The organism is Pseudomonas sp. MWU12-2020, from assembly GCF_023100605.1.
Lineage (GTDB): Bacteria > Pseudomonadota > Gammaproteobacteria > Pseudomonadales > Pseudomonadaceae > Aquipseudomonas > Aquipseudomonas fluorescens_H.
The window spans coordinates 56,382-65,836 of record NZ_JALMEX010000017.1 but is presented as its reverse complement, the minus strand read 5'-3'; the positions used below and the strand labels follow the sequence as shown (position 1 = coordinate 65,836).

General features: G+C 57.6%; 23 protein-coding genes. 1 reads left to right on the top strand and 22 read right to left on the bottom strand.

Annotated features, from left to right (window positions below; all coding sequences use genetic code 11):
* Positions 1-737 precede the first annotated feature (737 nt).
* The 7 genes from M0814_RS26995 to M0814_RS26965 are packed head-to-tail and all read right to left on the bottom strand — an operon-like array spanning position 738 to position 2,475.
* Entirely contained in the window at positions 738-989 is a 252-nt protein-coding gene (locus tag M0814_RS26995; RefSeq protein WP_103486697.1) for a hypothetical protein, read from the bottom strand.
* A complete protein-coding gene (locus tag M0814_RS26990) occupies positions 986-1,234 on the bottom strand; it encodes a hypothetical protein (protein ID WP_103486698.1) in 249 nt (82 codons plus the stop codon). The genes M0814_RS26995 and M0814_RS26990 overlap by 4 nt, the downstream gene beginning before the upstream one ends.
* Entirely contained in the window at positions 1,231-1,581 is a 351-nt protein-coding gene (locus tag M0814_RS26985; protein ID WP_103486699.1) for a hypothetical protein, read from the bottom strand. Before M0814_RS26985 ends, M0814_RS26990 begins: the two co-directional genes overlap by 4 nt.
* Positions 1,581-1,766, bottom strand: coding sequence for a hypothetical protein (locus M0814_RS26980; RefSeq protein WP_103486700.1), 186 nt, complete (start codon positions 1,764-1,766; stop codon positions 1,581-1,583). The genes M0814_RS26985 and M0814_RS26980 overlap by 1 nt, the downstream gene beginning before the upstream one ends.
* Positions 1,767-1,768: 2 nt before the next feature.
* Positions 1,769-2,071, bottom strand: coding sequence for a hypothetical protein (locus M0814_RS26975; RefSeq protein WP_103486701.1), 303 nt, complete (start codon positions 2,069-2,071; stop codon positions 1,769-1,771).
* Complete coding sequence (locus M0814_RS26970) at positions 2,068-2,256, bottom strand: hypothetical protein (RefSeq protein WP_103486702.1); 189 nt, start codon at positions 2,254-2,256, stop codon at positions 2,068-2,070. The genes M0814_RS26975 and M0814_RS26970 overlap by 4 nt, the downstream gene beginning before the upstream one ends.
* Before the next feature lie 12 nt (positions 2,257-2,268).
* Positions 2,269-2,475 carry a hypothetical protein gene (locus tag M0814_RS26965; RefSeq protein WP_103486703.1) on the bottom strand — a complete coding sequence of 69 codons (207 nt, stop codon included), beginning with the start codon at positions 2,473-2,475 and terminating at the stop codon, positions 2,269-2,271.
* Positions 2,476-3,147: 672 nt separating this feature from the next.
* On the opposite strand from M0814_RS26965, the gene M0814_RS29120 reads away from it, so the two are divergent.
* Positions 3,148-3,270, top strand: coding sequence for a hypothetical protein (locus M0814_RS29120; protein ID WP_256617479.1), 123 nt, complete (start codon positions 3,148-3,150; stop codon positions 3,268-3,270).
* Between the two features lie 18 nt (positions 3,271-3,288).
* On the opposite strand, the gene M0814_RS26960 is transcribed toward M0814_RS29120, so the two are convergent.
* The 15 genes from M0814_RS26960 to M0814_RS26890 form a co-directional block, all read right to left on the bottom strand.
* The gene (locus M0814_RS26960; RefSeq protein ID WP_103486704.1) at positions 3,289-3,531 is read right to left on the bottom strand and encodes a hypothetical protein; all 243 of its coding nucleotides are present in this window, start codon (positions 3,529-3,531) and stop codon (positions 3,289-3,291) included.
* Positions 3,532-3,546: 15 nt separating this feature from the next.
* Positions 3,547-3,828 (bottom strand): hypothetical protein, encoded by a 282-nt coding sequence (locus tag M0814_RS26955; RefSeq protein WP_103486705.1) that lies wholly within the window; start codon positions 3,826-3,828, stop codon positions 3,547-3,549.
* Between the two features lie 44 nt (positions 3,829-3,872).
* Positions 3,873-4,091, bottom strand: a complete 219-nt coding sequence (locus M0814_RS26950; protein WP_103486706.1) for a hypothetical protein — start codon at positions 4,089-4,091, stop codon at positions 3,873-3,875.
* A 17-nt stretch (positions 4,092-4,108) separates the two neighbouring features.
* Positions 4,109-4,324, bottom strand: coding sequence for a hypothetical protein (locus M0814_RS26945; protein WP_103486707.1), 216 nt, complete (start codon positions 4,322-4,324; stop codon positions 4,109-4,111).
* Positions 4,317-4,577 (bottom strand): hypothetical protein, encoded by a 261-nt coding sequence (locus tag M0814_RS26940; protein ID WP_103486708.1) that lies wholly within the window; start codon positions 4,575-4,577, stop codon positions 4,317-4,319. Before M0814_RS26940 ends, M0814_RS26945 begins: the two co-directional genes overlap by 8 nt.
* A 101-nt stretch (positions 4,578-4,678) precedes the next feature.
* A complete protein-coding gene (locus M0814_RS26935) occupies positions 4,679-4,951 on the bottom strand; it encodes a hypothetical protein (protein WP_103486709.1) in 273 nt (90 codons plus the stop codon).
* A 42-nt stretch (positions 4,952-4,993) separates the two neighbouring features.
* Complete coding sequence (gene radC, locus M0814_RS26930; protein WP_103486710.1) at positions 4,994-5,440, bottom strand: DNA repair protein RadC; 447 nt, start codon at positions 5,438-5,440, stop codon at positions 4,994-4,996.
* A gap of 98 nt (positions 5,441-5,538) precedes the next feature.
* Positions 5,539-6,321: a DUF4942 domain-containing protein gene (locus M0814_RS26925; protein ID WP_103486711.1), complete on the bottom strand. Its 783-nt coding sequence runs from the start codon at positions 6,319-6,321 to the stop codon at positions 5,539-5,541.
* Positions 6,322-6,433: 112 nt separating this feature from the next.
* Positions 6,434-7,171, bottom strand: coding sequence for an A24 family peptidase (locus tag M0814_RS26920; RefSeq protein ID WP_103486712.1), 738 nt, complete (start codon positions 7,169-7,171; stop codon positions 6,434-6,436).
* On the bottom strand, positions 7,161-7,574 hold the full coding sequence (locus tag M0814_RS26915) for a hypothetical protein (protein ID WP_103486713.1): 414 nt from the start codon (positions 7,572-7,574) through the stop codon (positions 7,161-7,163). The genes M0814_RS26920 and M0814_RS26915 overlap by 11 nt, the downstream gene beginning before the upstream one ends.
* A 104-nt stretch (positions 7,575-7,678) precedes the next feature.
* On the bottom strand, positions 7,679-7,945 hold the full coding sequence (locus M0814_RS26910) for a hypothetical protein (protein WP_103486714.1): 267 nt from the start codon (positions 7,943-7,945) through the stop codon (positions 7,679-7,681).
* A gap of 12 nt (positions 7,946-7,957) precedes the next feature.
* The gene (locus tag M0814_RS26905) at positions 7,958-8,188 is read right to left on the bottom strand and encodes a hypothetical protein (RefSeq protein WP_103486715.1); all 231 of its coding nucleotides are present in this window, start codon (positions 8,186-8,188) and stop codon (positions 7,958-7,960) included.
* A gap of 2 nt (positions 8,189-8,190) precedes the next feature.
* Positions 8,191-8,400: a hypothetical protein gene (locus M0814_RS26900; RefSeq protein ID WP_103486716.1), complete on the bottom strand. Its 210-nt coding sequence runs from the start codon at positions 8,398-8,400 to the stop codon at positions 8,191-8,193.
* Positions 8,397-8,804 carry a hypothetical protein gene (locus M0814_RS26895; RefSeq protein ID WP_146774725.1) on the bottom strand — a complete coding sequence of 136 codons (408 nt, stop codon included), beginning with the start codon at positions 8,802-8,804 and terminating at the stop codon, positions 8,397-8,399. Before M0814_RS26895 ends, M0814_RS26900 begins: the two co-directional genes overlap by 4 nt.
* Positions 8,786-9,442, bottom strand: a complete 657-nt coding sequence (locus tag M0814_RS26890; RefSeq protein ID WP_177434782.1) for a hypothetical protein — start codon at positions 9,440-9,442, stop codon at positions 8,786-8,788. The genes M0814_RS26895 and M0814_RS26890 overlap by 19 nt, the downstream gene beginning before the upstream one ends.
* Positions 9,443-9,455 lie beyond the last annotated feature (13 nt).

The following is a 9,455-nucleotide window of genomic DNA, read 5'->3' as shown; positions in this document are numbered from 1 at the left end:
AAGTAAGTCGCACCAGGCGAAACAAGCAGACAAAAAAACCGCCCCGACCGAAGCCGGGGCGGTCCACTTCTAGACCTTACAGAAGATCGTCAAAGTGATCCCGCAGGAATTCGAACAGGCGATAAGCCTGAAACGCTTTCCATACGGAGTCCCACGCACGTCCAAACTTAGACATACACGGCCCTCCCGTGGTTGGGCCGTACCTCCAGCACGCTTACCGGAACACGCGCACCTTCGGAAACACACCAAGCGTTCCCTGTGAGGCGGCTGGGCTAATGGCCTCCCGAATAGATCCGGCACGGATTACTAGGCCCGTGTCGGGAGGGCCAAAATTCGCGCGCAGACCCGGCCAACTCAAAGGGTGAAGAACGCGGAACAGGTCCGATGTTAACCGATATTTGCCAGCCAAATGGGGGCAAGATGTGCACACTCGTTGAATATCCGACAGATTGGGCGGCGCGCTGCCCTGGGCGCCGGCGGCGCGCGGCGGTTGCGCGCAGCACCGACTGGCAGTTGATTTAAATGTGGACATATTCCGCAAAGCCCCATATTTACAGGCGCGCAGGCGGCGCGCCGCTTGTCGCTAGTCATTGCGCGCAGCGGCGCGCGATAGTATTCTTCGTACACACCAAGCGTTCCCTGTGAGATAGCAAGTCCGGCCACTAACCTGACTTGCAAAAAAAAACCGCCCTACTAAGGCGGTTTTTTTGTGCCCGGCATTTATGCCGGTGGACTCCTCACAGCTCAACAGTGAATCCAGACAAGCCCACCGCATCGGCAAATTTGCCAACGGCCGACAGACTGGCCCAGATCCGCAGCGGCTCGCGGCGTGAGCGCACCGGGATCAGTCGCGCGGTGGGGCCACCGAGGCGCACTGACAGTGTCCATTGGTGGTTATCGCCGGCCACGCGGCCGACCACAGCTTCACGGATCGCGTGCTGACTGACCAGCGCTTTCAGGGTGTCTGACTGGATCGCCTCGCCGATCATGGTACCAACTCCCCTCGGCGATCGTCGGCGATCCGGTCAAACGCCATATACAGGCCTTCCAAGGACGACGCATTCAACGCGCGCGCAGTTTCGAGGCCGAGGCCGAAACCATCCGCGCGGTCGACGGCGCGCTGCAGCTCGGCGGCGTTGCGCGCCTGGTGAATGGCGAGCAGCAAGCGGCCGGCCTGCTTGCGCACGGAGTCGGGCAGATTCAGCGGTGACAGCAAGGCGTCGACCTCGATCATCCCAACCCCTCCCCGCCCGGCGACGAATCATCCGACAGCTTGCCACCCAGCACCCGGTAGAGAACCACAGCCCCGATCAGGCTGCTGACAAGCAAAATCATAAACATGAAGAGGTTTGAAAACGGCGTCATGAGCGGCGCAAAGCGCTCCGGCAGTTGCAACCCCAGCGGCAGAACCAAATAAAGGGCCATAAAGAGATACAGCAGCGCGAACTGGTGTGCTGTGCGCAACCGATAGCGGCGCCGCAGAAGTTCCACGCTGCGTTTGGCCAGCACGGCGGTGTACAGCAACAACAGCCCGCCGATCAGCGCTTTCTCCAACGCCAAAGGTGCAATGTCATGTTCCATCAAAGGTCGTTCTCCTTGTGGGGTTCATCGGCCACGCCCTTGGGCAATCGGGCGTGGATCTGTTCGACGGGCATTTCCCGGATCATCACGCGGGCATTTCCCGGATGCTGCTGCAGCACAGCACGCGCGACGTCGGTTTTGTCCGGGGTGAACGCGCTCGGCCGGCGCGGCAACGGGTTGGCCATGCTCACAGCTCCCGGCCGGCGAAGCCGGCGCGCCATTGTTTCCAGCCGGTCATGACGTAGCTTTTCAGGCGGATCTGCAGGTCGAACGGCAAGCCGCCGGCATCGTCCAGTCCGCACAGGTAGGTTTCCAGTTCGCCCAGGGCGTCGGAGAACGGCCCCGGCGCGACGGCGCCCAGTACCGCATTCATCCGGTCGCGCAGGCCCTGGGCAATCGTCGCCGGCAGCGCGTCGACCAGCTCGCGCACGCGCGCGCGGGTCATGGGCGGTACTTCGTACTGTTCAATCGTCAGCGGTCGTATGGTCACGGGCAGTCCTCGTCGTCGTGGTAGTCATCATCGTTGTGGTCATCGCGCAGGTCGTCGTCCCATTCATCACGCACGCCAGACCAGCCACATTCGGCCTCGGCTTCCTCCGGAGAAATGTCGGCTTCCAACTGGCGGCGGCGTTCGCGGGCCAGGTCGGCCTCATGGGCCGGGTCGTCGTATTCCATGTTGCACCCTCGTCACTGTGCCTGTGGTGATGTTTTGGGTTGGCTCGGCGGCGGGATGACCTGGAAGGCGGCGCCTTGGCTCCAGCGGCAGGCGGATTTGATCAGGTGCAGGATCTGCGCGTCGGTGGACAGGGGGGACAGGTTGATCACCCCCTTGCCGGCGGCAAAGCGTTCTTCCAGTTCCAGGTTCAGTTCGGTTTCGGCATCGGGGGTGGTCATCGGCGGGTAGCCTCCATTTTTGTCCGGCGAAGTGGCCGACACTGCGTAAAACCAGAGTGCCGGGGGTCGGTATGCCAGTCTAGGGGGGTTTGGTTTCCGTGGCCAGAAAAAAGGGGAGCCACCCCTTAGCCGGGTGTACCCCCCTCTTTTACATAAACGGCGTTACTCGTACTCCCCGGCACCCTCCCCCGCTTCGCGGATCCGCGCGGCGGATTTTTCGCCGGCACCGGTCATTTCGATTTTTTTTCAGTTCTCGGGCTTCGGATTGGTCAGGTCGACATCGAGGACGATAAATACAGTTGTACCCAATGGCCTTTATCCATGTTCGACCTATTACTCTCCCTTCAACCCTCGGCCCTTCACGTGGCCCAACTCGTCACACCCTACCTTCCCCTGTTCGACGTCCTGTCGTCGGTGGCCACGGCCATCGGTGTGGTCGTGGCCGTGGTGGACACTATTCATCACTGGTGACCTCGATCCCCCACCGGATCCGGTGGGGGATGTTTCCGGTACCGGATCGGCCGAGTGAATTTGCCACAAGAGGAACCCCGACGGCCGTCGCCCGAGACTGGACAGCGGCGCCGTCGTGACACCCTGCGGAAAAACCCCAAGTGGAACCGCCGGCCGTCGTGACGGCACGCTAGCGGCATATCCACCGAGGGGCACACTCCCATGCAACGACTGTTCAAATTCCTGCTCTGGCTGGCCCGGCAACTGGTCATCGAGGCGATCCGGACTCTGCTGCGCGAAGGCTGGCAGGCGCTCAAAGACTGGCTAACCAATCCGTTGGCATGACGGCGAGTTGTGGTCAGGTCAGGCCTGTTCGGCGGCCTTGAATTCACGCACCCGCGCTTCGGCCGCTTCACGCGCGTCGTCCCACAGCGTCAGGCGCTCGGTGTCGGTGATCGCCGCCACGTCGTACAGCGCCTCGGCATAAGCGCGGGCGTGTTCCTCGGTACGGTCGATGTACGGGCGGCTCGCCTTGGCGATGGCCAGCACCTTGCGCCGGGCCTGATTCAGGTACAGCGTTTTTTCTTGATCGGTATAAGTCGGCATGGCGGGGGTTCCTTTCTATTTTGGGTAAGCGGTGGCACGGAAGGCCGCATAGGCTTCGTCGCGATCGTTGATCGCGTCGGCCAGATCGCCCTCGGCCGACATTGCCGGCAGATGGTTCAACACGCCACCTAAGAACGCATCGGCCAGTTCCAACCGCTTATCGTTGAGCTTCTTTTTATCCGAGCCAGCGGCGATTGGCCCCATCACCTCGGCATCGGTGCGCGCCCAGTCGGCCAGCATGTCGACCAGATAGGCCGGCAGCTCAAGGGTGATCGGATCGTTCTTGTGTTTGGTCATGGCAGGGGTTCCTTTCGGATGGGTACTTTATTCGTCAACTTGACTCATTCGCCGGCGCCGGCAGCGGCGCGCAAAAAGGCCTGGGCGCGAGCTATCACCGGGTCGACGCGGCCCGACACGTCGGCTTCCTCGCTGATGGCGACGAACCGGCCCGGATGGCCGAGGACATCCGGGCCTTCGGTCAGATACTGGATCACGGCCAGCAGGTCGGCCACCAGCTCGACGGCTGGAGCTTGGGCATTGTCAGATTCATCAATCGGCATGGTCGGGGGGTTCCTATTCAGTAGGCCGATTCAACGTGGTGACTGTAGGCCGCATCGGCCAGTTCACGCAGGTCGCGGGCTTCGTCGGGGTCGATCAGGCCGGCGGCTTTCAACTGGTCGACCTCGGCGCGCAGCGCTGCATGCCAGGCGTCCAGTTGGTCAGTGGCCACAGGGGTTTCCAGGCGGTGCTGCCAGTCCGCCAAGCGGCGGGTTTTGTCCGTGGTGTCAGTCATGGCGGGGATTCCATTTTTCGGCGGCATATTCGGCCGGCGGCTGTAGGTTGACCTGCTCGATCTGGATCACGGGCGTTATAGCGGCCGAGGCGATCAGCTTGCGGACCTGCCGCACCTGGTCAATCAAAGCGAACACCTCGGCGTCCGGATCCGCCTCACTGGTCGACACGGCGTCGAGATAACCGGTCAGCGCTCGCAACTGACTTTCCGTCAGATGCAAAGGGTAACGCGGCTCATGGATGGCTTCAGGCATTGTCGGGCTCCTTGTAAGTTAGGTTTCAAGCGATTGAAGCCGCACGAATGCGGTTAATCAGGCACAGCCTAAACGCTTGAAAGACATACGCGTCCTTCAGCTTACAAAACAGAAAATCTCCAGATAGCGCCAAGCTCGGCTTGAACACACAGCACGCACCAGGCGGGATAATTGATTTTCTTTTCACCCAGCGTCCAGCGGCGCACGGTACGACCATCCACACCGATAACACGCGAGAAGGCTTCGCCACTCCAGCCGGCCATCTCCAACGCGGCGCGCACTTCATCGGCGGTAGGCTCAACCCAGTCTTTATGCGCAAGCAAACATTCTGGCCGAATATCCACTTTCTCTCTGTAACTCGCTTTGGTTTCCATTACGCCACCTGCAGTTGAGCCCCTTGCGGGGCTCGTTGATATTTAGATCCAACCCATTTCCGCGAACGAAAACATTTCGGCGTGACCGATGACGAAGTGATCGAGTAACCGGATATCCACCAGCTCCAACGCCTCTTTCAATTTCTTGGTCAATTGGCGATCGGCCATCGAGGGGGTGGAATCACCGCTTGGGTGATTGTGACAAACGATCGCCGCTGATGCGTTGAGCGACAGCCCGACCTTAACCACTTCACGTGGGTAAACTGCCGCTTGGTTAATCGTGCCAGTGAACATCCGGTTGAACTGCAACACCCGGTGCCGAGTGTCGAGGAACAGCACCGCGAACACTTCGCGTTGCTCCTGCTCCAGCTGCAGACGCAAGAACGCGCGAACCATTTCCGGCGATACCAGCTCCACGCCTTTGGTTTTCAAATGACCATCCAGAATGGCGATAGCCTGCTGGATCACTTCGATTTCAGATGCTTGCATTGCTTTCTCCTGCGACCAGAGCGAAGTGCCCGGCCTTGAGACGCATATTAGGGCATAATGCCCTAATATACAAGCATTTATAGGGCATTATGTCCTATTTATGCAGCTCTAGCGTCTGGCAAAGCGCCGTCGGCATAGAACTCAGCAATTTGTTCGTTCACCTTGTCCAGCAAATCCAAACGCTTGAACTCCAGATGCAAGTTGCCGTTCTTGTAGGCCTTGGCCCGGTAGTAGTCGTTTTCGAATACCTCGCCCTGCTCAAACGCCAAGTCCATCGCAGAGCGCAAGGTGTGCGGCTGGAACACTTTACCGTCCAAGGTCTGAAACACCCGATCCAGATCGTTGAGCTTGTTCGGAGCCCAGTTGTATGACCCGTAGCTGATCTGCGGATACCCACATCTGCAGGTGACCATTGAAGCCATGACCACCTTGCGGCCAATCCGGAACGGCTCGCGGGAATTGGTGCGGTAGGTGTCAGACAAAGAGCGGAACACGTTGAATACGCCACGACGGAACATCGATACAGCATTCATACGCAAGTCAATGAACGTAGCGCGAATGGTGGCTTCAGTGAACTCAGGCGGCACCGGACTTAGACTTTTTTCGAACTCATCAACAGCCTCAGCGTCCATCAACTGCTTGAAACCTGTCAGGTCGAATGCGCGATGCCACATGCTGGTGTCCAACTCATTGCGGACAGTGACCTGGTCATCAGCCATGACCGCGCCACAGGGCATCAGATATCGTCCGGACTGTCCCAAGATCTCAGCCGCCTGTTGAGTGATTCGGCGCGCGTCCTCGATCAAGCGCAGCGCAGCGTCGCGCGCCTGGAGCAAATCGGACAGAGTTGTAGGAACTGCAAGATCGGTAAAAACGCTCATGGTTAACTCTCATAACGACCTGGGCGACATACCCGGCCATGTCGAGAATTATAGGGCATAAAGCCCTATGCATCAACATAAAATAGGGCTTTATGCCCTATTTTAGTTGCGTTTACCACATGCTTATCTGAGGCCAATAAGTGGAAGCACTAGACAAGATGCCGATTCCGCCGGCAAGCGCCAAATGCGGTCCAAATGGTCGCTCCCTGCGCAAATCTGCTGATGTGCGAACGCTCTGCAAGGCCCACCATGCAATGCCCGACAACACCGCACCAAATAGAATCAAGGGGAGTAGTTGCCACCCTCCCCACGCGCCGAGCAACGCAAACAGCTTGAAATCGCCATACCCAATCCCTCCCCGACCGGTTACAAGTCGGGACACTTGATGTACAGCCCACAAGCTCAGATAGCCGCTCGCAGCTCCCAGCACAGCGTTTTGCAGATCGGTAACCACTCCCTGGGAGTTCACCAGCAAGCCCAGCCATAAAACTGGAATAACCAGGTCATCAGGCAACAAAAGATGTTCCGCATCAATCAAAGCCAGTGCGAGCAATGCCCAGCTGCACAGCAGCACAGCGGCGGCCGTCCAATTGAAGCCGATATGCCAAACGACCAGCGCTGATATACACGTACAGCCAGCAACAATGGCCACCATGCGCGCACTAACCAGCCGCTCAGGTTGCGAACGGTGTTGAACGACAGCTTCAAGCTCCAAGATGTGCAGTGCTTCAGCACGCCAACTTCGCTCGAGCGCTGCAGGAAGTCGCGTCACCAGATCGTTTACCGCGACCCCAGCAACCACACCGGCGATCACTACCAGCATCGTTTCCAAAACGATGTTAACCAGCATCAAAACCCTCGATCATGCGCAGCCACCCGTTCACTGTTTTCAGGTAGGCCACCGGCAGCTCCGTATCAAAGTCAGCGAGGATCCGCGATTTGACTTCACTGTATTGGGCAGGTATCGACTCGCATGCTTCGATCATTGCGTGCTGCAGCTGCAACATCCGTAGAACTGATTCACGCAGCTCCTGGGCACTACTGGTCGTCATCTCCCGCAGCCCTTCCCGAAAGCTTTTAACTCGTAATCGGAGCTCGCTCATGGGGTCGGTAAGCTCCTGCCGGAGACGGCGCACGCTCGTTAAATCACGGTCAGCATTGAATGCTTCAAACAATTCACGGTTCGGTGCTTCCTGCTCGCCGGCAATGACGCCAAACCCCAATGATCGTGCTTGCAGTTGATGATCACGCATATGTAGCTCCTGTGGTTTCAAGGACGTTAAAAGTCGCGTCCTGCTTACCACCTCGGCCCCGGTTTTTTAGGCCGGGGCTTGGGGTGCAGCTGAGTCGATTTCCCTTAACTCTTCTTGTCTTCCGGTTTCCAGGCCTCAGCCTCAACACCGAGCAGTTGTTCAGCTTCCGCACAGGGGATCGGCTCACCTGTGGCCTTGCCACGTATATCACCGATCATCGGTCCCGATTTGGTCATCACCCACGGCCCAAACTGACCATCAAAGGTAATGCCATACGCATCGGTGCCATTGCACAGGAGCAAAAACTCCGGCTGGTCATCGCAGCCGGCAAGGGAGGCCAGTGCTGCCAGAGCAAAAATGACGTTCTTCATTGTTTTCCTAGATCAGTTGCCATCGTTACCAGCGGATAGACCGATGTCAGATTTCAGTTCTGAATCCCACCAGTTCGATTTGGAAATCACTGAAACCATCCAAATGATGCCGAGAATTGCGGGAGTAAGAGCCAGGGCAATCGCAGTAGCCGAATAACCGGCGTACGCCATCGCGGCCCATATCACTGCGCCAATTACAAATAATGCATAGACGATGCGTTTACGGACTTGATTGATCTTCATCGCTATCCTTCCTTAAACAGTTTGCTGGTCGCCAGGCACGCCACGTAGACAGCGCGACTGGCAGCAGCGGCTACGAACCACAAGCCCCCAATCGACACCCAATCGAACCAACGCTTGGAGAGTGGCGCGTAAAAAAACGTCACCATGGACGCTCCGTAGATGGCTACCACCGCAATTGCCACCAAGGCGATAAAACTCAAATAACGGTTCATACCGGGTTTCCGTGGACACAGTGTTGATTGCGCAGGGCTGCTTTCGAGGCATCCCACGCAAGCAATCTTCGCTCTTGGCCATTGTCAGGCAGAGCCTTCAACAAAGCTGCCAACGGATCTTGCGTAGTCGAACGATTTACCCAAAAACCAATCATCGATGTTGTCTGAGAGATTGAGCGACGAACTGCAGCCAGCTCCGCAGGTGTCCATTCCTCGACGAGCAAGGATTTGGGCCAAGCACTCCATTCAGCTAATTTTTTTCGCTCTGCATTGGTAAGAAAAGCAGCCTTTAACCCAATGAGGCCATCTGCCTCGATGGTGATTCGATCACCGCAACCGAGGGCTGGAACGCCAACGCGAACTTTTCCCGCTTCAAATGCCGCTTTTACGGTTTCGTAGAACATGTTTTTTCCGTCAATTGGTTTGACTTATATTCGGACAATGCCTGTTCTGCGCTTTTGCAGGCGTGAACCCGATAATCCACATGGTTGATATCGGGGTTCGGGTAATGCAGGACGATTTTCTCCAGCGCCTCAACAAGAGGGGTTGCTGTCGGTTCACCTTCCCGTGCCGCACTCACAATCGCGGCGATGAATGCCGGCGACACATCGTTGAACGTGTGCGCCTGGCTCTCGGCCGGCAGCTTGATGATTTCCTCAAGCGTCATGATGCGACCGGCGGTGTTGTCCTCATAACCACATTTTGAACAGCCATTGTTATCGTGCGAGAGGACCTGGGCGCAGCCCGGGCAGATTACCGATTTCAGATTGGTCACTTTGGCTTTCTCCTCCTCAATCATAAGAACCCCAAAAGCACTGATCCTCAGATCTCGACACAGCGCGGGGTGGTCAAATGGACTAGCAGCTCGCGTCAAAATCGTCTGTTGTACAAGGTCATGAGCCATATCAGCGTGGACAACAAAATCACACATGTAGTGGCGATCACGGCGCCCATCGAAATACTCGGAAAGGCTGCGAACAGCTCTTGCAGATTTATAATCAATTCCATTGTTTACGTTTTCCTGTTCAACCTGGACGCCCAAAGCGAGCTCGCTA

Excerpts from the sequence above, each read along its gene's own strand:
- M0814_RS26995 (WP_103486697.1), bottom strand. The coding sequence starts at position 989 with ATGATCGGCGAGGCGATCCAGTCAGACACCCTGAAAGCGCTGGTCAGT.
- M0814_RS26990 (WP_103486698.1), bottom strand. The coding sequence starts at position 1,234 with ATGATCGAGGTCGACGCCTTGCTGTCACCGCTGAATCTGCCCGACTCC.
- M0814_RS26985 (WP_103486699.1), bottom strand. The coding sequence starts at position 1,581 with ATGGAACATGACATTGCACCTTTGGCGTTGGAGAAAGCGCTGATCGGC.
- M0814_RS26980 (WP_103486700.1), bottom strand. The coding sequence starts at position 1,766 with ATGGCCAACCCGTTGCCGCGCCGGCCGAGCGCGTTCACCCCGGACAAA.
- M0814_RS26970 (WP_103486702.1), bottom strand. The coding sequence starts at position 2,256 with ATGGAATACGACGACCCGGCCCATGAGGCCGACCTGGCCCGCGAACGC.
- M0814_RS26965 (WP_103486703.1), bottom strand. The coding sequence starts at position 2,475 with ATGACCACCCCCGATGCCGAAACCGAACTGAACCTGGAACTGGAAGAA.
- M0814_RS29120 (WP_256617479.1), top strand. The coding sequence starts at position 3,148 with ATGCAACGACTGTTCAAATTCCTGCTCTGGCTGGCCCGGCAACTGGTC.
- M0814_RS26960 (WP_103486704.1), bottom strand. The coding sequence starts at position 3,531 with ATGCCGACTTATACCGATCAAGAAAAAACGCTGTACCTGAATCAGGCC.
- M0814_RS26955 (WP_103486705.1), bottom strand. The coding sequence starts at position 3,828 with ATGACCAAACACAAGAACGATCCGATCACCCTTGAGCTGCCGGCCTAT.
- M0814_RS26950 (WP_103486706.1), bottom strand. The coding sequence starts at position 4,091 with ATGCCGATTGATGAATCTGACAATGCCCAAGCTCCAGCCGTCGAGCTG.
- M0814_RS26945 (WP_103486707.1), bottom strand. The coding sequence starts at position 4,324 with ATGACTGACACCACGGACAAAACCCGCCGCTTGGCGGACTGGCAGCAC.
- M0814_RS26940 (WP_103486708.1), bottom strand. The coding sequence starts at position 4,577 with ATGCCTGAAGCCATCCATGAGCCGCGTTACCCTTTGCATCTGACGGAA.
- M0814_RS26935 (WP_103486709.1), bottom strand. The coding sequence starts at position 4,951 with ATGGAAACCAAAGCGAGTTACAGAGAGAAAGTGGATATTCGGCCAGAA.
- radC (WP_103486710.1), bottom strand. The coding sequence starts at position 5,440 with ATGCAAGCATCTGAAATCGAAGTGATCCAGCAGGCTATCGCCATTCTG.
- M0814_RS26925 (WP_103486711.1), bottom strand. The coding sequence starts at position 6,321 with ATGAGCGTTTTTACCGATCTTGCAGTTCCTACAACTCTGTCCGATTTG.
- M0814_RS26920 (WP_103486712.1), bottom strand. The coding sequence starts at position 7,171 with ATGCTGGTTAACATCGTTTTGGAAACGATGCTGGTAGTGATCGCCGGT.
- M0814_RS26915 (WP_103486713.1), bottom strand. The coding sequence starts at position 7,574 with ATGCGTGATCATCAACTGCAAGCACGATCATTGGGGTTTGGCGTCATT.
- M0814_RS26910 (WP_103486714.1), bottom strand. The coding sequence starts at position 7,945 with ATGAAGAACGTCATTTTTGCTCTGGCAGCACTGGCCTCCCTTGCCGGC.
- M0814_RS26905 (WP_103486715.1), bottom strand. The coding sequence starts at position 8,188 with ATGAAGATCAATCAAGTCCGTAAACGCATCGTCTATGCATTATTTGTA.
- M0814_RS26900 (WP_103486716.1), bottom strand. The coding sequence starts at position 8,400 with ATGAACCGTTATTTGAGTTTTATCGCCTTGGTGGCAATTGCGGTGGTA.
- M0814_RS26895 (WP_146774725.1), bottom strand. The coding sequence starts at position 8,804 with ATGTTCTACGAAACCGTAAAAGCGGCATTTGAAGCGGGAAAAGTTCGC.